23 protein-coding genes are annotated in these 23,786 nt (G+C 34.7%); 3 read left to right on the top strand and 20 right to left on the bottom strand.

What is annotated here, in order from left to right; translation table 11 throughout:
* Position 1: 1 nt before the first annotated feature.
* The 5 genes from rimP to EZV73_RS25400 all read right to left on the bottom strand — a co-directional run bounded on the left by rimP (position 2) and on the right by EZV73_RS25400 (position 4,975).
* A complete protein-coding gene (rimP, locus tag EZV73_RS25420; protein ID WP_240843274.1) occupies positions 2–466 on the bottom strand; it encodes a ribosome maturation factor RimP in 465 nt (154 codons plus the stop codon).
* Between the two features lie 117 nt (positions 467–583).
* Positions 584–1,546 carry a hypothetical protein gene (locus EZV73_RS25415; RefSeq protein ID WP_240843273.1) on the bottom strand — a complete coding sequence of 321 codons (963 nt, stop codon included), beginning with the start codon at positions 1,544–1,546 and terminating at the stop codon, positions 584–586.
* A gap of 48 nt (positions 1,547–1,594) precedes the next feature.
* A complete protein-coding gene (locus tag EZV73_RS25410) occupies positions 1,595–3,664 on the bottom strand; it encodes an ATP-binding protein (protein ID WP_240843272.1) in 2,070 nt (689 codons plus the stop codon).
* Entirely contained in the window at positions 3,657–4,340 is a 684-nt protein-coding gene (locus EZV73_RS25405) for a response regulator transcription factor (protein WP_240843271.1), read from the bottom strand. Before EZV73_RS25405 ends, EZV73_RS25410 begins: the two co-directional genes overlap by 8 nt.
* 77 nt (positions 4,341–4,417) lie before the next feature.
* The gene (locus tag EZV73_RS25400; RefSeq protein ID WP_240843270.1) at positions 4,418–4,975 is read right to left on the bottom strand and encodes a DUF4342 domain-containing protein; all 558 of its coding nucleotides are present in this window, start codon (positions 4,973–4,975) and stop codon (positions 4,418–4,420) included.
* Positions 4,976–5,119: 144 nt separating this feature from the next.
* Between EZV73_RS25400 and EZV73_RS25395 the strand changes: the two genes are divergently transcribed.
* Both EZV73_RS25395 and EZV73_RS25390 read left to right on the top strand, forming a co-directional pair.
* Entirely contained in the window at positions 5,120–6,157 is a 1,038-nt protein-coding gene (locus tag EZV73_RS25395) for a M42 family metallopeptidase (protein ID WP_240843269.1), read from the top strand.
* A gap of 76 nt (positions 6,158–6,233) precedes the next feature.
* On the top strand, positions 6,234–6,722 hold the full coding sequence (locus EZV73_RS25390) for an NUDIX domain-containing protein (RefSeq protein ID WP_240843268.1): 489 nt from the start codon (positions 6,234–6,236) through the stop codon (positions 6,720–6,722).
* A gap of 62 nt (positions 6,723–6,784) precedes the next feature.
* Here EZV73_RS25390 and EZV73_RS25385 read toward each other — a convergent pair whose 3' ends face one another.
* The 14 genes from EZV73_RS25385 to EZV73_RS25320 form a co-directional block, all read right to left on the bottom strand.
* Positions 6,785–7,810, bottom strand: coding sequence for a branched-chain amino acid aminotransferase (locus tag EZV73_RS25385; protein ID WP_240843267.1), 1,026 nt, complete (start codon positions 7,808–7,810; stop codon positions 6,785–6,787).
* Positions 7,811–8,011: 201 nt separating this feature from the next.
* Positions 8,012–9,193: a glycosyltransferase family 4 protein gene (locus EZV73_RS25380; RefSeq protein WP_240843266.1), complete on the bottom strand. Its 1,182-nt coding sequence runs from the start codon at positions 9,191–9,193 to the stop codon at positions 8,012–8,014.
* A 2-nt stretch (positions 9,194–9,195) separates the two neighbouring features.
* A complete protein-coding gene (locus tag EZV73_RS25375; protein ID WP_240843265.1) occupies positions 9,196–10,206 on the bottom strand; it encodes a lysylphosphatidylglycerol synthase transmembrane domain-containing protein in 1,011 nt (336 codons plus the stop codon).
* Positions 10,175–11,224, bottom strand: a complete 1,050-nt coding sequence (locus EZV73_RS25370) for a glycosyltransferase family 4 protein (protein ID WP_240843264.1) — start codon at positions 11,222–11,224, stop codon at positions 10,175–10,177. Before EZV73_RS25370 ends, EZV73_RS25375 begins: the two co-directional genes overlap by 32 nt.
* Positions 11,225–11,390: 166 nt before the next feature.
* Positions 11,391–11,543: a hypothetical protein gene (locus tag EZV73_RS25365; RefSeq protein ID WP_240843263.1), complete on the bottom strand. Its 153-nt coding sequence runs from the start codon at positions 11,541–11,543 to the stop codon at positions 11,391–11,393.
* A gap of 54 nt (positions 11,544–11,597) precedes the next feature.
* The gene (locus tag EZV73_RS25360) at positions 11,598–13,340 is read right to left on the bottom strand and encodes an NADH-dependent [FeFe] hydrogenase, group A6 (protein ID WP_240843262.1); all 1,743 of its coding nucleotides are present in this window, start codon (positions 13,338–13,340) and stop codon (positions 11,598–11,600) included.
* Positions 13,341–13,349: 9 nt separating this feature from the next.
* Positions 13,350–15,140, bottom strand: coding sequence for an NADH-quinone oxidoreductase subunit NuoF (locus EZV73_RS25355; RefSeq protein ID WP_240843261.1), 1,791 nt, complete (start codon positions 15,138–15,140; stop codon positions 13,350–13,352).
* 11 nt (positions 15,141–15,151) lie between these two features.
* Entirely contained in the window at positions 15,152–15,544 is a 393-nt protein-coding gene (locus EZV73_RS25350) for a ferredoxin (protein WP_240843260.1), read from the bottom strand.
* Positions 15,541–16,059, bottom strand: coding sequence for an NAD(P)H-dependent oxidoreductase subunit E (locus tag EZV73_RS25345; protein WP_240843259.1), 519 nt, complete (start codon positions 16,057–16,059; stop codon positions 15,541–15,543). Before EZV73_RS25345 ends, EZV73_RS25350 begins: the two co-directional genes overlap by 4 nt.
* Positions 16,060–16,212: 153 nt before the next feature.
* On the bottom strand, positions 16,213–17,313 hold the full coding sequence (locus EZV73_RS25340; protein WP_240843258.1) for an ABC transporter substrate-binding protein: 1,101 nt from the start codon (positions 17,311–17,313) through the stop codon (positions 16,213–16,215).
* A 66-nt stretch (positions 17,314–17,379) separates the two neighbouring features.
* Positions 17,380–18,249 carry a CdaR family transcriptional regulator gene (locus tag EZV73_RS25335; RefSeq protein ID WP_240843257.1) on the bottom strand — a complete coding sequence of 290 codons (870 nt, stop codon included), beginning with the start codon at positions 18,247–18,249 and terminating at the stop codon, positions 17,380–17,382.
* Between the two features lie 65 nt (positions 18,250–18,314).
* Complete coding sequence (locus EZV73_RS25330) at positions 18,315–19,400, bottom strand: ABC transporter ATP-binding protein (RefSeq protein ID WP_240843256.1); 1,086 nt, start codon at positions 19,398–19,400, stop codon at positions 18,315–18,317.
* Positions 19,401–19,683: 283 nt separating this feature from the next.
* Positions 19,684–20,691 carry a M42 family metallopeptidase gene (locus EZV73_RS25325; protein ID WP_240843255.1) on the bottom strand — a complete coding sequence of 336 codons (1,008 nt, stop codon included), beginning with the start codon at positions 20,689–20,691 and terminating at the stop codon, positions 19,684–19,686.
* Between the two features lie 6 nt (positions 20,692–20,697).
* Positions 20,698–21,399, bottom strand: a complete 702-nt coding sequence (locus EZV73_RS25320) for a YaaA family protein (RefSeq protein WP_240843254.1) — start codon at positions 21,397–21,399, stop codon at positions 20,698–20,700.
* Between the two features lie 101 nt (positions 21,400–21,500).
* Here EZV73_RS25320 and EZV73_RS25315 point away from each other — a divergent pair, with 101 nt between their 5' ends.
* Complete coding sequence (locus EZV73_RS25315; protein WP_240843253.1) at positions 21,501–22,154, top strand: HAD family hydrolase; 654 nt, start codon at positions 21,501–21,503, stop codon at positions 22,152–22,154.
* A gap of 187 nt (positions 22,155–22,341) precedes the next feature.
* Here the strand turns inward: EZV73_RS25315 and EZV73_RS25310 are convergent, their stop codons facing one another.
* Complete coding sequence (locus tag EZV73_RS25310) at positions 22,342–23,274, bottom strand: hypothetical protein (protein ID WP_240843252.1); 933 nt, start codon at positions 23,272–23,274, stop codon at positions 22,342–22,344.
* Between the last annotated feature and the right edge of the window lie 512 nt (positions 23,275–23,786).

Below are 23,786 nucleotides of genomic sequence, written 5' to 3'. Positions count from 1 at the left end.
TTTATAATTGAATAACTGGCTTGATTAATGAAATTTTATCCTTTGGAATTACAACAACTTCATTGCCAATATCTATACTTACATTATTATCTTCAAGTCCAAGTAAAATACCTTCAACGATTTTTCTACCATTGATTGGTGAGTATAGTTTTGCTTGCACTTCTTTGCCTTGATTTCTTTCATAATCCTTTGGCTTCTTTAAAGGTCTCTCAAGACCTGGAGATGAAATCTCTAAGAAATAGTTTTCTTTGATTGGATCAAGTTCATCTATTTTAAGATTTAAGTGATCACTTACTAATTTGCAATCATCTAAAGAAATCTTTTCTTCGCCTTTGTCAATGAATACACGTAAATATCTGTGTTGGCCTTCTTTGACAAACTCTACATCTACTAATTCCATGTCATGGTCTTTTAGAAAATCAGTTACAATTTCTTCAACCAGCTGGGTTACGCTCTTTTTCGCCATATGTCCTCCTTTATTCAGTTGTAAAATATACGTATAAAGAGTGGGCCAAAACCCACTCTTTTAAAATAATACCTTATATTCGTGTATATTATAGCATAATAATTAACATCATGCAAACTACTGATTTCGTTTTAATCTCTTTTCGGCCTTCTTTTCTTTTCTTACATAGTCTCTTACTAAGTCTATGGTCTTGGTGTTAACAAAGAACATAGTCAATACTGATGCAAGCGGTACTAAGAAACTTAGTGCCATTTGTGAAGCAGATAAGAGTATGGTCAATATGAAGTAAACATACAAACCTGGTTGCATGTTGTAGAAAATGATCTTGAACTTTCTGTCTCTAGACAGTTCAAAGTCATGTCTCTTAAGCAGTGAACGCATGACAAAGTAAACAACTAAATAGTACATAGCGAACAAGAACAAACTTGTTAAACCAGAAAACTGTAACATCATGCCTTTGTTGACATAGTTTTCATTTAAGAAATGATAGATGCTTTCTGTTGTATCAAAGTCTTTTGTATAACCAGATAAATCGTAGTTATAAATACCACCCTTAACACTTAAGATTGCAAAATCATCAGCTACGTAAACAACCATATTTTTCTGTTTGAAGCCCAAAAGTTCCTTAGTTTCAGTTGAATACTCTCTATCTTCATTTAAAGCAAGTTCATAGGTGTTGTTGCTATCGATAATGATTCTATAGTTGACATCATCTTTTGTGATAGCTTTATCAAGTACCTTTGACTGCTCTAATACAAGCTTACTGTCTAGAAACTGAATATTTACTGTATCATCAGGTGAAACAGTCCAAGGTGAAACTTCACCTTCTTCTAATTCTTCAAAGTCTATGATTTCTTCATAAGTCGTGTTAGAGATCAAATCATAGTATGGATCAAAGCTAGACTGAATAAAGTCTGGTGTTTGAATGGTCCCCATATAAGTGAGAATCGTAAATGCTATAAACATTGGTATAACAAATAGCACAGCTAATAGTTTTGGCTCTTTAAAATAGTCTCTAAAAAGATCGTATTTAAAGATGCACTGGTAGTATCTTTTTAAGTAGTTAATTAATTTCTTCATGTCATCCTCCTGTAAATAAAGATACCATAAGAGACCTTAAAAAACCAGTTATTCTTTAATTGGAGAAAGGATTAATGTGATGATTGTACCCTTATCTAGTTCTGATTTAACTTCTAGTTCACCCTTATGTTGATTAACGATCCATTTGGCAATAGACAGTCCCAGACCGTGACCGCCGCTTTCTTTAGAACGTGATTTATCCACACGGTAGAAACGGTTGAAAATATTGGCCATGTCTTCTTTGCTGATACCAATACCATTGTCTTCTATTTCAATGTATATTTTGTTCTTCATTATAAATGAGTTGATGTAGATTGTACCACCATCGGGCGTATACTTAACGGCGTTATCTACAAAAATACGAATAGCCTGCTTAAGTGATTCTCGGTCTGCAGTAATTGTCTTTACATCATTGATGCGATTAGTCACAGTATGATTAGAATCTATCATGATGGTCTCTTTGGTGATTTCATCAATCAGGTCATTTAGAGCAAATGGTTTAAATTCAAGTTCTAATATACCCTTATCAGCCTTAGCCAATAAAAGAAGTTTCTCAGTAAGACGCTTCATGTTTTTAGATTCAGACTTGATGGCTTCAATGGACTCATCTAAAATAGCTCCGTCTGCCTTGCCCCACCTGTCAAGCATGTTGATATAACCTTGGATGACTGAAATTGGTGTTCTAAGTTCATGTGATGCATCTGAAGTAAAACGGTTTTGCGTTTCATAGGAGTTTTCTATACGATCAAGCATTTCATTAAATGTTGTAGCCAGCTCCTTTAACTCATCATGAATACCTGTTACATTCAGCCTTCTGTCCATATCATTTGCGTTGATTTCCTGAACGATCTGTGTCATTTCATTGATTGGACTGACCAGTTCTCTTGATGCCTTAGTACCAAATGAAACACATATGAGTATGGCGGCCATATCGAAAATAATCAATAAGACAATTAGAACATCTCTAAAGAATTGAATGTCTTCAATTTTACCCTGTTCCTGTAGGACCAGTACATAGTCAATCCCTAAGTAAAATGCGACTGATAGAGAAACGACCGTTAAAATAATCAAGACCATAAATACAAATGACAATTTAAAGGATAAAGAAAACCTAAACAAACGTTTTATAGACTTCTTTTGCTGTCCGATGATAGAGTCTTCAAGCTCAATCTTCATTTGTTTGCCAAATTTCATTCTCTTTCGGCTTTTATAGTATTTCTTGCTCTTATGAATTTCATCCTTGGTATAAGAATGAGAAGTAGGATTTACGTCTTTTTTACTTGACTTAGGATCCTCAAGAATCTCATGGTCTTCATGCGTAAAGTTTTCTTTACTAGGATCTAAGGTAACTTCAACAGGATCTATTTCAACTTCTTCTAGAATAGGCATAACTTCAACTGAATCATTAAGATCATCTTCCTCGATGTTTTCCTGACTAGGCTTTGAATCATCTTGATCTATAGATATGGTTTCAATATCTTCAAGAAGGTCACCAGTATTAATATCTTCTATTGTAGAATCTAGCTCAGTGTGGCTTAAAGATTCATTTTCATGTGCTGACTCAAACGTTTTCTCTACAAAGTCTAACTCTATATCCTTTTCTTCTGGTGTGATAGTCTGAACTTGATCAAAAGAAGAAAGTTGGTCCATAGACTCTGAAGTATCATCAAGCTTATTTTTCTTGTCACTGTGTCTTTGATCGGCCTCTTCATACTTTTTCTGTATGTTCTTCTTTGTCTTTTCGATAATAGAGTTTTTATAGTTATTTTGATTGTTTAAATAATCATCTATATTAAAGTTCTTAACTTTGGATTCTATTTTTTCATCAAATTCTTTAGATCTTTTAGCGCGTTCTTCAGGCGTTAGGGTACGTGTCATCTTAGGCATCTTATTATCAATGACTTTATTGACACGGTCAAATAAGGCATCGTAATCATAATCAGCTACCTTTTCTACATTGTCTAAGACTTTCTTTGCTACAGAATAGGTTTTATCTGAAAACGCCTGGTCAAATGCCTTTGCACGCTTTTCATTTTCTTCATCTCTTATCTTCTTGTTCTTAGCAGACTTATTTTTTGTAAAGCCCATGAACATATAATTAATAAAATTTTTACTCATCTTTAATGGTATAACCTACCCCTCTTACAGTATGGATGAGTTTAACTTTGTACTTGTCATCTATCTTAGATCTTAAGTATCTGATATACACATCCACAACATTGGTATCTCCGTAATAGCTATAACCCCAAACTTTTTCTAGTATCTGGTCTCTATTTAAAACAAGATTTCTATTTTGAATCAAACACTTTAAAAGATCAAACTCTTTTTTCGTGAGTTGAATCAGTTCGCCATCGTATTTGGCTTCAAAAGTCAGTTCGTCTAAGCTGAGTTTACCAACATTCAAGGTATCATGTTTGTTGGCACCTAACTTGACTTTTCTCTTTAAAATAACTCTGATTCTAGCCAGTAATTCTTCTATTTCAAAAGGTTTAGTCATATAGTCTTCTGCACCCATGTCAAGACCCATAACCTTGTCCATGGTCTGGTCTCTTGCAGTTAATAAAATAACCGGGATATCAGAAACTTCTCTTAAACGTCTTAAAACCTCAATACCATTCATCTTAGGTAACATGATATCTAGAATCACCAAAGAAGCATCTGTTTCCTTGGCCATCTCTAAACCCTTACGACCATCAAATGCTACTTCTACTTCATAACCCTCGTATTTTAACTCTAATTCCACAAATCTTGAAATCTTTACTTCATCTTCTATTAGTAATATCTTTTCTTTCATCTCAGTCTCCTTTTTTCCTTATAATTATAACTTATATTGCATGTGGATAAAAGGAAAAAGAGGCCTACTTAATAGACCTATGCTTTAACCTCATCTGACATTTCATCATCTTCTTTTACTTCATTTACTTTCTCTTTAAAAGTATCAGCGACGTTTTGACCAAGATCAGCTGCCTTGTTAAGAACAGAATTGACACAGTCAGATTTGTTATCTTTTCTTACAACCTTAAAGCGATTACCAGTTAACATACCAACAACTAAAATTGCGGCTGCTACAGGGAATGCAAATACGGCTGCAATCAGTGTAATGGTCAATGAGATATCAAAGACAACTCTTTGATTGTTGTACATAACCACTCTTGTTTCATTTAATGAATCTAAAACTGACTTTGAAGTCTGTACAAATTCATCAGCATTGGCCTTGTACTTTTCCTTACGCTCTTTAGCACGTTCTTTTTCACTAGCTCTAGCCTGCTCTTTTTTAATTCTATCGTAAATGGTCTTGTCTTCACTTTCTAAAGCGATGATGGCATCAATCATATTGCCGTTTGATTTTTCTAGTGCTTCCTTTGCCTCTTGATATGAAACGTTTGCTCTTTCTCTTAAAGAATCAATTTGTTCTAATGTAATGTTCATAATTTCCTCCTTCGTATCTTACACTTTAGATAATAAAGCATGGTGATTAATGGGTATTTAGAGCAATATTAAAAGAAGATTAGAAAATACTGTTTTCACTTTAATAAAAAGAGATTATAATAGACCCTAAAGGGGGAAACTTACATGGAAATAAATAAGAAGTATATTATGGACTCTATGGTGACACTTCTAACAACACCAAGTCCAACTGGAGACACAGAAGCTGCAATTGACTTTGTAGACGAAAAATTCAAGGGTCTTGGTATTGAAACAAGACGTACAGTAAAAAATGCTTTGATAGCGACGATACCTGGTGAAGACGATTCTAAACACCGTCTTTTATCTGCACATGTAGACACATTAGGTGCGATGGTTAAAGAGATTAAAGCCAATGGTAGACTTAAGGTTACACAAATTGGTGGTTATGCTTGGAACTCTATTGAAGGTGAATATTGTACCATTTCAACTGATGAGAACGGTGAATTTACAGGTACCATTTTATTAAGCCAAGCATCTACGCATGTTCATGGTGGTAAAGTAGGCGATCAAAAACGTACGGGTGACAACATTGAAATTCGTATTGATGAAAAAGTAAAAAATAAAAAAGACGTTGAAGACCTAGGTATTCAAGTTGGGGACTTTGTTTATTTAGATACTAGAACAGATGTCACTGAAAGTGGTTTTGTTAAGTCAAGACATTTAGATGATAAGGCTTGTGTGGCTTGCCTACTTGGTATGGCTGAACACCTGGTAACCAATAAGATTAAACCTAAATACACAACTCATTTTTATATTTCAAACTATGAAGAAGTTGGACACGGTTCTTCTGCTGCTATTCCAGAAAAGACATTTGAGTTTTTAGCTGTGGATATGGCTGCACCTGGTGATGGTCAAACATCAACAGAATATGCTGTTACAATTTGTGCAAAAGATTCATCTGGTCCTTATGACTTAGAAATGAAAAGAAGACTTGCTAAATTGGCTAAGGACAATGAACTGGATTATGTGATTGATATTTATCCATTCTACGGATCGGATGCAAGTGCTGCCCTTAGAGCTGGTTGGGAAGTTAAACATGGTCTAATTGGCCCAGGTGTAGATGCTTCTCACTCTTATGAGAGACTTCATGAAGATTCTATAGAGGCAACTGTTAAATTAGGTATTTTATATATTACAAATTAAAGGTGATGATTCACCTTTTCTTTTTTTACCTTGTATTGTCAGAATATTCGGGTTAATATAGATAAAAGGAGGCTTTATGGAGCATTTATTTTCGCATATTGGCGTGAGAGTTTTTATTGTTGATCAGCAAAATCGACTCTTGCTAGTTAAACATACAGTAACGAATGAGGATACTGAGTTTTGGATATTACCAGGTGGCGGTTTAGAGGAAAATGAATATTCCTGGGACGCAGCCATACGTGAAGTAAAAGAAGAAACCAATCTGGATATCAAAGTTGTCGACCTACTCTACACTTTAGAAGAAAAGACAGAGTGTGGTTTAAGATGCACCAACTACTTTTTAGGTGAAGTAACAGGTGGTGAAATAAATTTAGGTATGGATCCTGAATTTGACGAAGACAATCAAGTGCTTTCTGATGTAAGATATTTTACTCAAGATGAAATCAAAGACCTATGTCGTGTTTATCCTGAAATCATAAAAGATGAATTCTGGGACACGCTTGAAGACTACATGCCTAAGTACAAAATATGGAGAAAACGCCCTTCTAAAGGGTTTGGAAAATAGTTATCCTTCTGGGATAGCTTTTTTTAGTTAAAAAAAAAAGCCTCACATATATGAGGCGATTCTTATTGAACTTTTACAATCCAGCCTTCTGGTGCTTCAACGTCACCTGATTGGATACCACATAATGTGTCGTAAAGTTTCTTAGTTACAGGACCTACTTCTGTTTCACTATGGAAAACAGTCATATTGCCTTTGTAGTCAATACCGCCAATTGGTGTAATGACTGCAGCAGTACCACAAGCACCTGCTTCGATAAACTCGTCAATTTTCGCAATTTCACAATCTCTTTCAATAACATTCATCTTTAAGTAATTCTCAGCGATGTGCATTAAAGAGTATTTCGTGATACTTGGAAGAATTGAAGGTGACTTTGGTGTGATGAACTCATTGTTCTTAGTAATACCAAAGAAGTTTGCTGCCCCTACTTCTTCTATTTTTGTATGTGTTGCTGGATCAAGGTAAATACAGTCTGCAAATCCTCTCTCAACAGCTTTCTCATGAGCTAGTAAACTACCTGCGTAGTTACCACCAACCTTTGCTGCACCTGTACCGTATGGAGCTGCTCTGTCAAATTCAGAAATTGTGAAGTTAACTGGCGCCATACCACCTTTGAAGTAAGGACCTACTGGTACTGCAAATACAGAGAAAATAAATTCTGGTGCAGGTTTAACACCAAGGTTGTCACCAACACCAATAATAAATGGTCTTAGGTATAATGTTGCACCAGTACCGTAAGGAGGTACAAAATGCTCATTAGCTTTTACAACCTGAACGCATGCATCAATAAATCTATCTACTGGGAACTCAGGCATCATAATTCTGTTACAAGAATCAATCATACGCTTGGCATTTTGATCTGGTCTAAATAATTGGATACCACCATCTTTAGTACGGTAAGCCTTTAAACCTTCAAAACACTGTTGTCCATAATGTAGAGATGTTGAAGCTTCGCTAATTGTTAGATTGTTGTCTTCTACAAGTTGACCGTCATCCCACTTGCCATCCTTGTAACGAGAGATATATCTAAAGTCTGTCTTTATGTAAGAAAAACCTAATGCTCCCCAATCTAAATCTACCTTTTTACTCATAATAGTCCTCCCATAACGTATTCTTGCTATGAAAAAAGTATTGCCCAAAGATATTCTACCATAATTATTCACCTTTTTGTATACAAATTAAAATATTTTCACCTGTAAATACTTTATAGTATGACCTTAAACTAAGGATTTATGAGGGTTTCTGGTGTATATAAATATGTATGAATATGCAAAAGAAGTAGTGATTATACACTACTTCACATCAAGTAAGTCTTGACTGATACCAAGAGTTTCTTTATATATCCTTTCCACAGCCAAGCCAAAATATTCAGATGAATAAGTTCTTGCCTTATCCAGGGCATTTTTAGATAAGTAGTGATTAACCAGTTCATCTTCTAAAATACCCGATAGGATTTCAGGTAACTCGTCGTCGTCATAGAAAAAACGTCCGTTGATACCATCATCAATGGTTTCATCTAAATTGGTATCGTACTTGGCAACCACTGGCTTTTTAGCAGCCATGGCTTCTATATAAGTCAGACCCTGAGTTTCTGACAAGGAAGCAGATACAAATACATCTGCCAGTTGGTAATAGAGGCCTACTTGGTCCCATGGTACCTTACCTGTGAAGAACACTTTTTCTTCTACAGCAAGTGATTTAGCTAACTCTCTTAACGCTTGTCTTTCAGGTCCGTCACCAACAATAACGATATTAGCATGAGGCGACTTTTCAAGTGTCTCTGGCAATGACTTGATCAAGACATCAATGGACTTTTCTTTGGCCAGTCTACCGACAAATAAGATGATCTTATCTTTTTTATCAAGACCGATAGAGGTCTTAAGTTTCATAACCTGGTCAGATTTAAATCTTCTGTAATCAAAAGGTTTTAAGTCCACCCCTGTTGGAATAACATTGATGTTTTTCTTAAATCCATAGGCTGAAAGCTTTTCTTCTACTTTTCCAGTAGGCACTATAACATTGTCTACTGTATTACAGATAAAACACGATAATTTACGTGTGATTTTTTTAGCTGTTTTATCAAACCTTCTAGGTGCTATATAATGTGTATAGTCTTCATACATTGTATGATAGGTATGCACTAGGGGAATATCAAGCTGTTTGGCAACGATTCTTGCAAAAGCACATAAGGTAAACTCTGTTTGTGTATGAATGATATCAAGCTTAAGTGACTTGATTTCCTTCATAATTTTATGGCTGTAAAACTGCCCTACCCTAAAGTTTGGTAAGATGGCAAATGGTATAGATTTAAGTCTGATGACATTAGGCTGATCTTCAGTAAGTTTAGGATCCGATACTGTAATGATATAGACGCGGTGGCCTAATCTCTCTAACTCATTTTTTAGTGTTTGTGTTGAAATAACAACACCATTTATTTGTGGATAATAAGCATCTGTAAAAATACCGATATTCATGATTAACTCCTTGCAAAACTTGTCTTTGAAGATAACATCCATATGCCACCGACAAACATCCATAGATAATAAGTGATGATACGCCATAATAATATGGCTGGTACAATTAGCTTTGGTAAAAAGAACATACCAAATATAATGTAAAAGCCGCCTTCAGCACCACCTGAACCGCCCGGCATAGGTATAAATGACGTTACCATAAGTACAAAGGCTGTTGCGGCGATGATGTTGATAACTGGTACCCCTGATAGGCCAAAGCCCTTATATAGGAAATATGGTACGGTGAAGTAAGATGTCAGCTGTAAAATTGTTAATAAGATGATCTTAATCATCAATCCTTTATGATTTTTCATTAAAGTTATTTGATTATGAAAGTCCTCCATATGATGGATGACCTTTGACTGGGCTTTATCTATATCCTTGATAAGTTTAAGCTTATATAATACATTGATAAGAAAAAATATGATTTTCTTGTTTGAGTTTCTGGCAAAGCTGATAAAGAGCAAACCTGAAATAACGAGTAAATTGATACCAAAACCCAGTATAACCAGTGAAAAAATATTGTTGACTTCCGATATAAAAAACTTGCCTTTGATAATTAATAAAATAGCGGCATATAAGACCAAAACACTTTGATAGATGATAAATTTACTCATTAAAATAGATGAACCGATACCAACTGACACTTTAATCTTATTTAAAAGTAGTAATTGGGCTGGCTGTCCACCAGTTGCAAATGGTGTGATACCTGAAAAAAACTGACCAATCATAGATACCCTGAGAGAGTCTTTAAAGGCCCTCTTTTCATAGAGTTGATTGATTAGAGTATGTACAATACCAGATTCTATTAACCAGTAGATACATATAAATACAAAAGCAGTTAAAAGCCAGCCCTTATTAATGCCTGATAAGGCATTTATCACATTTAGATATTGTCCCGATGTGTATAAATAAATGGTGGCTCCTATTATGAATAGAAAACTAATAATCAACCAAAACTGATTTTTTTTCATATGTCTCTTCCTTACTTAGTCTGTTATATAGTTTTTTCCAAGAGTTCAAGACATGTTGTCTTGAATAGAATATTGAACCTGCTCTAGACATGTCTACTGCTTCCTTGTAATACTTTTTATCAAATGACAGTTGATTGATGATAGCAGAGAATGAATTGATACAGTCTCCTTTTAAGTAGTAACCCTCTAAGATAACTTCATAAATATCTAAGTCTCTTAATAATATTGGCTTGCCAACACTCATAGACTCTAGTATGGCCATTGGAAATAGCTCACTGTAAGAAGGCATAAAGAGTAGATCTGACATATTATAAATATCATTCATATCTTTTCTGTCTATAATGCCTAAAAACTTTACATTTTCAGGAGGATTTTCTACCATCTCCTTTAACTCTGAATAACCGTCAGTAATAGCACCAAAGGAAAAACCACCTGCCCATATAAAAGTTTTATCTGAATTTCTCTTAGCAATATCTATAAAATCAACAACGCCCTTACGTGTTTGAACTTGTCCAACACCAAGTACAACAAAATCCTCAGGATAAATGCCATAAGCTTCTTTTAATTTAATAATCTCTTCTTTTGACTTAGCATAAAACTTTTCTTCTGATACAAAGTTAGGAATGTAGTCAACCTTATTTCTATCCACACCATGGGCTTCCAGTAAATCTATGAAATAAGGATTAACCGTTACTAGGTAATCCATCTTTTTATAGAAAGAAACGATGTATGCATCAAAGATCTTTCTTATAGGTTTTGGTAGTTTGATAGAACCACTGATTGTTTCTGGTAGGAAATGAACATAACCTAAATGAACGGGTTTCTTTGAAAATGTAGCTCTTAAGTAATGTTTTAAATCGATTGTATGGTAATGGTTGATATGGCCATCTGACTTGCTGTTTATTTCTATATTGTAATCGTGTAGTTCCTTTACTAATGCAACTTGTTCTAAGTAAGCTGAACCTACACCCTGTCCTTTAACTTTATCTGCACTTGATAACATATTGATAATTTTCATAACGAACCTCTCTTTCTAAATACATTCTATACAAGCTATATGAATGTATTCTTATATCAAGGTTAATATTAGATTAATCAATTCTTACGAAAATCTTACAAAACGAAAGAAATGTGCTGCCATAGTTAACAATATAGTTGATTTTAAATAAAAAAAGAACCTCTCATTAGAGAAGTTCTGTAATTGAATCTATTATATTTTGATAGAAGTTGAGCAATTCGTCGCCAAATAAGGCAAGAGCACCAATGACACCAATAATTACAAGTGATATTAGAAATACATATTCTACAAGTGCTACTCCCTTGTCATTCTTTAACATGGAATCACCTCTTTCTTCATCTATAGACTTGTACAATTCTATTATACCATAGATTTAGATTTTTTCCTTAGGCTCATACTTTGTATGAAGAAGTTCATGTGCTTTTTCACCATAAGGTTTACCGAGATACTCTTCATAAAGAGCAATGATCTCTTTGTTTTCATGAGATTTACGTCTCTTCATACCAGCATCTTCTTCATAAATGGCCTGACGACGTTTCTCGATGATTGACATATCACCATGATGGTAAGGTTGACCACCACCACCGATGCAACCACCTGGACAAGCCATGATTTCAATGGCATGGTACTTAGATTTACCTGAACGTATGTCTTCTAGAAGTTTTCTAGCATTACCTAAGCCATGTGCAATACCAATGTTTAGCGTTAGATCTCCTACTTGGACAGAAGCTTCTCTAAGACCTTCAATACCTCTTAAAGCATGGAAGTCAACAGATTCAAGGGTTTCACCAGTAATCCACTCATAGGCTGTACGAGTAGCAGCTTCAATTACACCACCAGTCGCACCAAAGATGACACCAGCACCTGTAGATTCACCTAAAATGGAATCAAATGTAGAAGGTTCTAATTTTGCAAAGTCGATCCCTGCTTCTCTAAGCATGCCAGCGAACTCTCTTGTAGTAATAACAATATCCACATCACTATTGTCGTCTTTAGATAATTCTGGTCTAGAAGCCTCAGCTTTTTTAGCAACACAAGGCATGATAGAAACGACTGTCATGTTTTCTGGATTAATCTTTTTCTTCTCAGCATAATAAGTTTTTGCGATAGCACCAAACATAATCTGTGGAGATTTACAAGATGATGGTATATCAAGCATATCTGGGAATTGATGTTCAAAGAACTTAACCCATGCAGGACAACAAGATGTTAACATAGGAAGTGTGCCACCATGCTGGATTCTATGTACCAGTTCTGATGCTTCTTCCATAATTGTTAAGTCTGCAGCAAAATCTGTATCAAAGATGCCGTCAAAGCCTAACTTTCTAAGTGCCGCAGCCAATTGACCGGTTGTGATAGCACCTGGCTCCATACCGAATTCTTCACCTATTGCCACACGAATAGCTGGTGCAACCTGAACAACAACATGTTTGTCTTCATCAGCTAGAGCTTCCCATACACGACGTGTATAGTTAACTTCTGTAAGAGCAGCCGTTGGACATACTGCAACACACTGACCACAGAATGTACAAGATGAGTCTACCATATCCATATTGAAGGCTGGTCCTACAAATACATCAAAACCTCTGTTTACAGCAGATAAGATGTTACAGGTTTGTACATCGTTACACATCGTTTCACAACGTCTACACATAACACATTTATTAGGGTCTTTAACGATTGAGTATGAGGACATATCTTTTTCATATGCCATCATTTCACCCTCGTAGCGAATTTCTCTAACACCAAGTTCATTAGCAAGTGCCTGTAAATCACAGTCTAAGTTCTTAGGACATACCAAACAGTCTTTCGGGTGATTAGATAAAAGAAGTTCTACAGCCATACGTCTAGCATTGATTGCCTTTATAGAATCTGTTCTTACTTCTAACCCTTCATAAACCTTTTCAGAACATGCTGTAACAAGTGTTGGTCTACCAACAGCTTCAACCATACAGACACGACATGAAGAAACTTGATTAACAATACCAAAGCCTTCTAAATTTAGATGGCACAATGTTGGAATTTTAACATTGATTTTCTTTGCTGCTTCTAAAATAGTTGTACCAGAAGGTACCTGAAGCGGCACATCATTTATTTTAATATTAACAAAATCCATCATTACCTCCTATGGTTTTACAACAGCATCAAACTTACAAGCATCGTAGCATGCACCACAAGCTATACAAGCATCCTGATCAATTACATGCATCTCTTTAACTTTACCTTCGATACAATTAACAGGACATACCCTAGCACAAGCCGTACAGCCAATACATTTTTCATTGATTGAATATTTAGCAAGGGCCTTACAAGTACCCGTTAAACATTTTTTGTCATGAATATGCGCTTCATACTCGTTCATAAAGAAATGCATAGTTGATAGTACAGGGTTTGGAGCAGTTTGACCTAAACCACATAGTGATGATCCTTTGATCATATTACCTAATTCTTTTAGTTTGGTTAAATCTTCCGGTACACCTTCACCTTCACAGATACGCTCAAGAATTTCATACATTCTCTTTGTACCTATACGACATGGTGTACACTTACCACAGGATTCGTCTTGGGTAAAGTCTAAGTAGAACTTAGCGATATTTACCATACAGTCTGTTTCATCCATAACGATCATACCACCAGAACCCATCATTGAACCAATTGCCTTTAATGATTCATAATCAATTGGTGTATCTAAGTCTTCTACAGTGATTACACCACCTGATGGACCCCCAGTTTGAACAGCCTTGAACTCATGACCATCTAATATACCACCACCGATATCATAGATGATTTCTCTAAGTGTTGTCCCCATTGGTACTTCAACCAAACCAACATTGTTGACCTTACCTGCAAGTGCAAATACCTTGGTACCCTTAGATTTTTCTGTACCAATTGAGTTAAACCACTCAGCACCCTTTAACATGATAACAGGGATATTAGCGTAAGTTTCAACGTTGTTTACACAGGTTGGCTTACCGTTTAAACCACTTGCTGCTGGATAAGGTGGCTTTTTAGTTGGCTCACCTCTTGAACCTTCAACTGAATGGATCAGTGCTGTTTCCTCACCACATACAAATGCACCAGCACCTAGTTTTAATCTGATCTTGAAGTTAAAGCCTGAACCGAAGATATCTTCACCTAACAACCCATTTTCATAAGCTTGTTCAAGTGCGATTTCTAAACGGTTAATAGCCAGTGGATACTCAGCTCTGATGTAAATAATACCTTCAGAAGCCCCAATACCATAACCAGCAATTGCCATAGCTTCTAATACACTATGAGGGTCACCTTCAAGAATTGAACGGTCCATAAATGCACCAGGGTCACCTTCATCTGCATTACAGATAATGTATTTTTGATCTGCTTCATTTTTAGCAGCCATTTCTAATTTGATACCTGTAGGGAATCCCCCACCACCTCTACCACGAAGGTTAGAGTCTTTGATCACCTGGATAACATCTTCAGGTTTCATTGTTGTTACTGCAGTAGCAAGTGCCTCATAACCTTGGAATGCTATGTATTCAAAAACATCTTCAGGGTTAATAAGACCACAATTTCTTAAAGCGATTCTGAACTGCTTCTTATAGAAGTTCATTCTTGAGTGTTCAGCTATCTTTTCATCAGAAATTGGCTCATTAAATAATAATCTGTCTACCACACGTCCTTTTACGATGTGCTCAGCAACAATTTCTTCTGCATCTTCAGGTTTAACCTGTACATAGAAAACATTGTCAGGATGAACCTTAATAATCGGTCCTTGTCCACAGAAACCGAAACAACCTGTTTTAACTACATCTATCTCTTCATCATAACCATGCTTTACAAGTTGTTCATTTAGTTTATTTATAATCTCATCTGATTGAGAGGCAATACATCCAGTACCACCACAGACCATGATGTGACTTCTAATTTTACTCATTACAAACCTCCTTAAGCCTTATCAAATGATTTAATCAGGATATGATTGTCTACCATCTTACCATTCATAACATGTTCTTCAATGATTCTCTTGGCAACGTCTTTGTCAACATTACCATAAAGTGTTGGTTCTTGATCTGGAACATTTACTTGAACAGTCGGTTCACTATGACAGAATCCTAAACAGCCAACTTGAACGAGCTTAACATTTGTAAGACCCTTCTCTTGAATGATTTCCATTAAGGCTTGAAGTGTTTCTCTAGCACCAGCAGCAATACCGCAAGTTGCCATTCCTACCATTAATTCAATCGTATCACCAGCATCTTCGCCAGTTTCTCTTAAATTAACTTTTTTAATAGAATCTTCTCTTAGTTTTATCAACTCATCTAAAGACTTTATTTTCATTGTTGATCCGCCTTTCTGTATTGTTCAATTATTCCCTCTACATCATCAACTGTAACATGACCAAATACTTTGTCTCCAATGACAACAACTGGTGCGAGACCACATGCACCTACACAACGGATATCTTTTAATGTAAAGAGACCATCAGGCGTTGTTTCACCATTATCAACTGCTAATAACTCTTTGAATTTGTCAAAGACTGGTTCGATACCTTTTACATAACATGCAGTTCCTGTACAAAGGTTGATCACATGTTTACCAACAGGATTTGTTGTAAAGTAAGAGTAAAAGCTTACAACACCAAATACTTTCGCACCTGATACATTAAGTTTTCTTCCTACATACAGTTGTACTTCTCTTGGTAAATAACCAAAAATACTTTGAGCCTTATGTAATACTGATATTAAAGCAGATTCATCACCAGCACTAGCTGCAATGAACTTATCTAAAGCTTCATATCCTTCTTGAGGCAAATCAGGTACACTAATTGTCGCTTTTTGAGCTTCCGGCTTCATTGAGTAACACCATCCTTTCTAATCTTCAAATTTCCACTTTAAACTCATACCCAAGTAGCAAACACTTCAATCGAAATTTTCTAATAATTGTGAAAAAAATATTTATATTGTAAACTCCAAAAGAAAGGTAAAAAAAATACTGCTTATGCAGTATCAGTTTTCCCATTCCCTCATAGGCGTAAACTCACCATCCCTCAATTGATACAGAAGATATCTTTTGTCATTGTCACCATATTGATCTATTGAAAAAGTCTCTTGAAGTCCTGTGTACTCCCTATTAATAATGTAAGACTTAAGCCCTTGAGGTGAAAGCTCATCAGCATGTTTCAAGCCCTCTTCTAAAATAACCATAATGTCATAGGTGATAGCAGAAATAAAAGAAGGTTCATAGTTAAAAGTATCCCTATAATTATCTACAAAATCGTTATAAAGGTCACTAGGTGTTTCTGGTACGTATATGCCAATAAAAATACCGTCTTCTACAGCACTACCACCTGTTTGAATCAAGTCTTGAGTCATAGACCATGAAACAGAAAGTAAATCTATATCATGTGTTCTTTCAATGCCCTGTGTAATAAATGCTGTATCATTGGCTTGCGAAATCATAAAAACAGTTGTTGGGTTCAAATCAACGATAGCCTTTACGACATCTTGCAAATTATCTTCTTTGGAATTAAAGGCAACAGTTTCTCTTACCTTATACGAGCCATTTTCATAAAAGGAAATAAAGTAGTCCATCAGATTTTTTGTATACTCTTCATTGGAAACATCATAAAGGATGATGATATCATCAATATCCTTAACATGACAATAATCTGACATGATCTTCCCTTGTCTGCTAGAAATGGGTGATGTTCTTATAAAGTAATCATCTAGATTGCTCATACCGTCCGTTGACATGGATGGTGATAAAAAAAGTAAAGATTCATCTTGTGATTTTAAAACAGCATCAGACATATCACTGGTTAGATGACCAATAACAAATTGAATGCCTTCATCTTTAAACTCATTGTGCATGCTTATAGCCTGGTCTTGATCAGAACCGTCATCTTTAATAATCAGTTCTAACATTCTGCCATTAATACCACCATTTTCGTTGATGTTCTTTATATATAGTTCAGCTGAATTTCTTGCATCCACACCTAGTTGTGACTGCTTTGTAGAGATATCAGCAATAAATCCTATTTTAATGGGTTCTTTCTCACATGCGACTAAAAACACAGCCAATAAAATAATAATAATTGTTTTCTTCATATCTTACCTCCCTTCCTATCATACCCATTTATTGACTATAATAACGAAAAAAACTGCCAAGGCAGTTTATATAAGTGATAATAAAATTCGCATGATATTGGCATCATCAAATTGTTTGATATCTAAATTGGTTAACTGAAGAATTTTATTCAGTCTATAGACCAAGGTGTTTCTATGAAGAAATAATGCATTAGCAGTATCTGTCACATTTAAATTATGATTGAAGAAGCCATAGATGGTTTCAATAAGCTCTTCATTAAGCTGGTGAACAGGATAGATCTTAAGATAATCCTCCATTAAAGAAACCTTGTTTTCTTCAGATAAATGATGTAAGACCTTTAGATAGAGCACATCCTTGAAGCGAATGATCCTATCGGTATTCTTAACAGATAATGATATAAGCTGCTGGGTCTTTTCATATGCAGTCTTTAAGTCCTCAATAGCATTTACTGACGGACCAACATAAACCTTGGCTGATATCATTGCCTCAGCCTCTAAATGACCAATAACATTTTCAGGTGTGATAGATTCATTTTCATTGACAATGAGTAATAGCATGTCTTGATTTAAGACTAAAACTTCTGCCACTTCCATAATTACCAATAACATTTCAATAGAATCAGATATATGGTGTCCCTTAACCAACCAAGTCTCAAAATATTGACAAGATTCAAAGGACTTTGGTAATTCATCTATGGAATAAGGTAAATCTTTTAAGACTCTGTACCAAAAGGGCTGCTTTTGCTCGTTGGTATCAATAATCAATTTAATCAGTTGAACTTGATTTTCATCTAGTGGTCTAGAAGAAGTTATTCTATAGGAATCGTTCTCATACTCATGGGCATTGTCTGAACCACATGAATAGATACATTGACTATGTTTGTAAATGTTAAGACGTGTGTCTAATATTTGCTCTAAATTGTTATATTTAAACATAATGCCTCCTACTTCTAGTATACCCAATAAAATAAGAAAAGCCTAGATTGACATCTAGGCATCTATTAGAAAATTGAATTTTCATTTTCTTTATCAAAAGCATGTACATTAGACTTGAATGAAATCTTAATCTTATCGCCACGACCTTTAGTAAAGTTCTTACCTTCTTTTGCAATATAAGTCTTACCAAATGCATTAAAGTAAATATACGTTTCAGAACCTAATAATTCTAATACATCGATAACAGCTTCGAAACCTTCTTCAGAATCGATTTCAATGTCTTCTGGTCTACAACCGATGACAACTTCTTTACCAACATAACCTGACTTTTTAGCCATTTCAGCTTTCTCATCAGCTAACTGCTTCTTGTAACCTTCGAATTCAACAAATAACTTGCCACCTTCTTCAACTACCTTACCATCCATAAAGTTCATTTGTGGTGCACCAATGAAAGATGCAACGAACATATTAGCTGGGTGGTTGTATATTTCTCTAGGTGTATCTACTTGCTGGATCAAACCATTGTTCATAACACAGATACGTGTACCCATTGTCATGGCTTCTGTTTGGTCATGTGTTACGTAGATGAAAGTAGTATCTAACTCTTGGTGTAATTTGATAAGCTCAGCTCTCATCTGTACTCTTAACTTAGCATCAAGGTTTGATAGTGGCTCATCCATTAAGAATACTTCTGGCTCTCTTACGATTGCTCTACCTAAGGCAACACGCTGTCTCTGACCACCTGATAACTGCTTAGGACGTCTCTTTAATAAGTTTTCAATACCTAAGATTTTAGCTGCTTTTTCAACTTTTTCAGTAATTGTAGCTTTAGGTACTTTTCTTAACTTTAGACCAAATGCCATATTCTCATATACAGTCATATGTGGGTAAAGTGCATAGTTCTGGAATACCATTGCGATATTTCTGTCTTTTGGTAAAACATCGTTTACCATGTTTTCACCGATATATAATTCGCCATCAGAGATTTCCTCTAAACCAGCGATCATTCTTAAACTTGTTGTTTTACCACAACCAGATGGACCAACAAATACTAGGAACTCTTTGTCTTGAATTTCTAAATCGATACCTTTAACTGCGTGGAATCCGTTTGGGTAAACCTTGTTAATTTTTTTCAGTTCTAAACCTGCCATAATTGCCTCCATTTCGTTTTCTGATACCATTATAGCTTTTATAGGTTCTAACATCTATTGACAAATCGTACAAAGTCTTTTGTAACAAAAAACAAAAGGCGATTAAATCGCCTTTTGACTATGTAACATTACTATCAAACTTTTAAGATTTGTTTAAGCCCCCTATGATTAAACAAATAAGTTTGAAAGCAACAAGTTATTTCAAATCCATAATTATCATACCACACTAGGTGAATTATTTCAATTAATTTTGTATTTTATCAAACGTTTGCATAAACATGCACTATAGGCAATATCTATAAAGAAGTTCTATGGTTGCATCGATGGCTTTCATATGTGTTCTTTCATAGTGATGTGTACCTTCAACACCTGGGCCTAAACAAGCAAAACGAACGTCTCCACCTGCCATGATATGTTGGCTGGCATCGGAACTGTAATGATTAAAGACATCGATATTATAAGGAATTTGGTGGGCCTCACATATATCAGCCAGTCTTGTAACGAACTCATAATCATAAGGTGTTCTGTTGTCTTTAGCAGCAATTGATACTGCAAACTCACTTGAAGTTTGTTCAAAGCCAACAGGTGCTATATCAATGGCAATAAGCTCTTCAGTATTTTCTGGCAAAACAGATAAACCATGACCACACTCTTCATAGTTTGAAATGATAAAATGTACTGTTTGCTTAGGAGGTGTTTCTTTAAACATCTTAGCCAGTACAAATGTCATGGCAACAGCAGCCTTATTGTCAATGTATCTAGTTTTAATAAAGTCAGTTTCAGTAAACTCTGTTCTTGTATCCATGGCTATGATATCTCCAACTTGTATACCAAGTGCTTGAACATCTGCTCGTGAAGTAGCAATTTCATCAAGTCTGACAGCCATATTTCTTTGATCACGCTGCTGATGAGCAGTCATACCATGTATATGCGTTGATGCAATCGTTGGAATGATAGAACCACGATATACCTTGCCTGAACGTGTAAAAACTTGACAGTTCTCTCCTTCTACTGCTGACCATGAACCACCACCAATACGGTGATAAGTTAACTTACCGTCATTTGTTATAGATTTTACCATAGCACCTAATGTATCCATGTGAGCAGTAATGGCAATAGCTGCATCAGAATCACCTTCAAAAGTCGCTATTAATGCACCTTTTTTAGTCATAGAAGTTTGAAGGCCTAAGTCTTCAAAGTCTTTTTTAGCCACCATAATAGCCTCTTTAGTAAAAGAACTAGGGCTTGGAATATCCAAGTATTTCATAAAGGTTTCTTTAAAATAAGTCATAATTTATCACTCCATTGTAAAAACTAAATTCCATTCATCTGACATTTCAGGTTTATACCTGTAACCAGCTTCATCAAAGCCTTTGATACCTTCTACGTCTGAAATCATATTGGTAATCATATAATCAACCATTAAACCGCGTGCTTTTTTAGCTCGAACAGTGACGATCTTATAAGTATCATCATGAAGCTCCTTAAAATGAATGTTGATCATGTCCTTTTTTATCATCTTAGAAAACTCAACAGATGCAAGATTGATAATGACTTCATCTTTAAAGTAGTCGTTGATTTCCTTGTCCCAGTAGTGGTAAAGATTCTTTTTTTCAGGTTTCATGGTCATGTCCAAACGGTATGGCTTGATACCTGTCAATGGTTCTAAGACACCATACATGGCAGACAAGATACGCAAATGTTCATTCATATACATAATCTGAAGATCATCATATAAGTTGGTGTTGATCTCTTTATAAACAATACCATTGTATAAGTTAACAGCATGTTTCGTTTCCTGTGGTTCTTGATAGATTTTATAGGTAGTATCTAAAAGTTTGTTCTTTATTTTCATCAACTTTCCCATTTGCTCCTTGGTATGATCTTTAATCAAACCATGTAGTTCATTCTTTTTCTTAGGAAAGCAGACCTTTGAATAGGGTCTTTCAAACTGAAAGCTACCATCTTGTACCTTTGCAGGTGAAATAATTATTTTCATATAAATCCTCCAACATCAATTATAAGTAAAATCATAAGAAAATAAAAGACCTTCTAGCATTTCTTAATAGTAGGCTTTATAATAGATTTCAAGGAGGCATTATGAGCTATTTAATTTTTTTTGATATCAATGGAACTATTATAGAAAGAGATGAAAGGACAGATCTACCCTTCTCACATGCTATGGTCAACCTCATAGATGTAGATGATCCTATGAAGGGGGTTGACACTTCAGCTAGATCAGATAAAGACGTCTTTATGGAAGTTCTGGACAACCATAATATGAGTTTTACTGAGGACTTGTGGGAGGAGTTTCTAAAACTCTATGAAGAACAACTAGAAGCCTTTAAGGATACTGATGTATGGCGTGACAATGTAGATGCTGTAGACTTTATTAAATGGTTGTCAACGACAGATCATCACCTTTCGTTAATTACTGGAGAGCTTTCAATAGGCGCAAAGTACAAGTTGGAAAAGATAAATGTTTGGAAACATTTTAAGACAGGTGGATTTGGTGAAGACGGATTAAGAAGATTTGATATAGCTGATTCAGCATTAGAAAAAGCAGATAAACTATTTAATTATGATAAAATCATAGTGATTGGTGATACCCTATTAGATATTCAAACAGCCCGTCATTTAAAGGCTGAAATTATCTCTATAACAACAGGTTCACATTCAAGAGAAAAACTACAAACACTAAACCCAGATTATTTAATAGATCGATTTGAAGAAGTTAAAGATGTATTTAAATAGAAATGACACTGTTAGCATTAGTTAACAGTGTCATTTTTTATTCTCTAATACAAGATTAAAAAAATCAACTAAGAACTGCCATACATCTTTCAATATGTCGGTGAGTTTCATATCAGTATTACTATACGTAATCTCAAGTAATTTGTCATTCTGGAGACGTTGCATAGATTCCATACTAACATCTGGCTTAATCCATAATTATTATTAAGTCTCCATATGTTTGACTAGGATCTGTTAATAAAACTCCATCACTCGTATATCCCAAAACTCTCATCCCAATATAAAAATCTTTAAACTTATATGCATTATAATCTATGTCTCGTATTATAGTATTATCATCTATTGAAAACCATGTGGAAGTTTGTGCATACTTTGTATACTCATTACCAATACCGCTTACTAAAATTCTTTTTTCTTTATTATCTATTTCTTCTATAACTCCATTTGTTTCTGCTTTAGATGCGATTGCCAATCTAAAAGTTGAATAAGAATAGTCTATTGATTTCATTATAGGATTTATCTTTGATAAGTATTTATAAGGATATAAACGCCTCACCTTATTCATTATTATCTCAAATTGTTTTGCCTCATTAAAAAGTTTAGAACTTGGAATGTTTTCAAATACAACTTCATTCGTTGAAATTAATCTTTGTATTATTTCGATTTTATTGTCTGTTAGATCCTTAACTCTTATTGTTTTCTTATTGGTATCAATATCAAAATAAACACTCATCACTTGTATACCATTTTCGTACAGTTCTTGAACGTTATTTGCAATAATCTTATCTACATAATCGAACTCTGTGTATGAATAATCTACTTTTATAAACTCGACATGCTCGTAGTTTAACACTTCTCTTAAAGTACTCTTCAGTTCAGAATCATCAGATGTTAAATAGATAATTAACTTATTATCGGAATCTAGACGGCATCCAGAGTAATAATCGGGAAAACTTACATCACCATCTTCTTTAATCCCAAAATAATCCATTAGTCTTTGAAATGCTTCTAGTGCTTCACTTTGATCATCTTCGGCATACGAGTTATTCATCAGATTAAAACTCAATAAAAAAGCAAAAAATAACAAAATAGTCATTAACAAAGTTTTGGTATTTATCATTTCTACCTCCAGATGGTATTTCAACTATCATTTATATCTCTGAATCAGTTTGCTAACTTATTACTAATAATCATACAATACAATTCCATATTATTACATTACTCAAGCATTAAATCCACCACATTAATCATAAATGCATTTTTATATTGATGACATCTATAAATCGAAGTCTTATTATTTACCAAATGATTGGTATGAATGCAAAAAGTACTACCGCATATATTAATAACTTATAGAAAGGATGAGGTGAGTCTCTTCTTATTCTATATATGATATAAATAATTAAGTGTGCAACCATAGAAAACGAATAAACCTGTAGAGGTCTTTGATGCATATCAATATCTAGAAACTTTAAAACAATATCTAGTGTTTCTGCCTAATAGATTTGGCATTGCCTAGCTCTTAGGCATTGTCTTTAATCATATATATTTGCTCTCTTGATTTGTCATAGTTTATATAATAGACTTACATAAAATTATATGTAAGTAGGTGAAAAGGAAAAACACCACTAT

This window comes from Acidaminobacter sp. JC074 (genome assembly GCF_022496765.1).
Lineage (GTDB): Bacteria > Bacillota > Clostridia > Peptostreptococcales > Acidaminobacteraceae > JABXKX01.
Note: the sequence above shows the minus strand (reverse complement) of the source record. Positions and strands in the feature narration are given on the sequence as shown.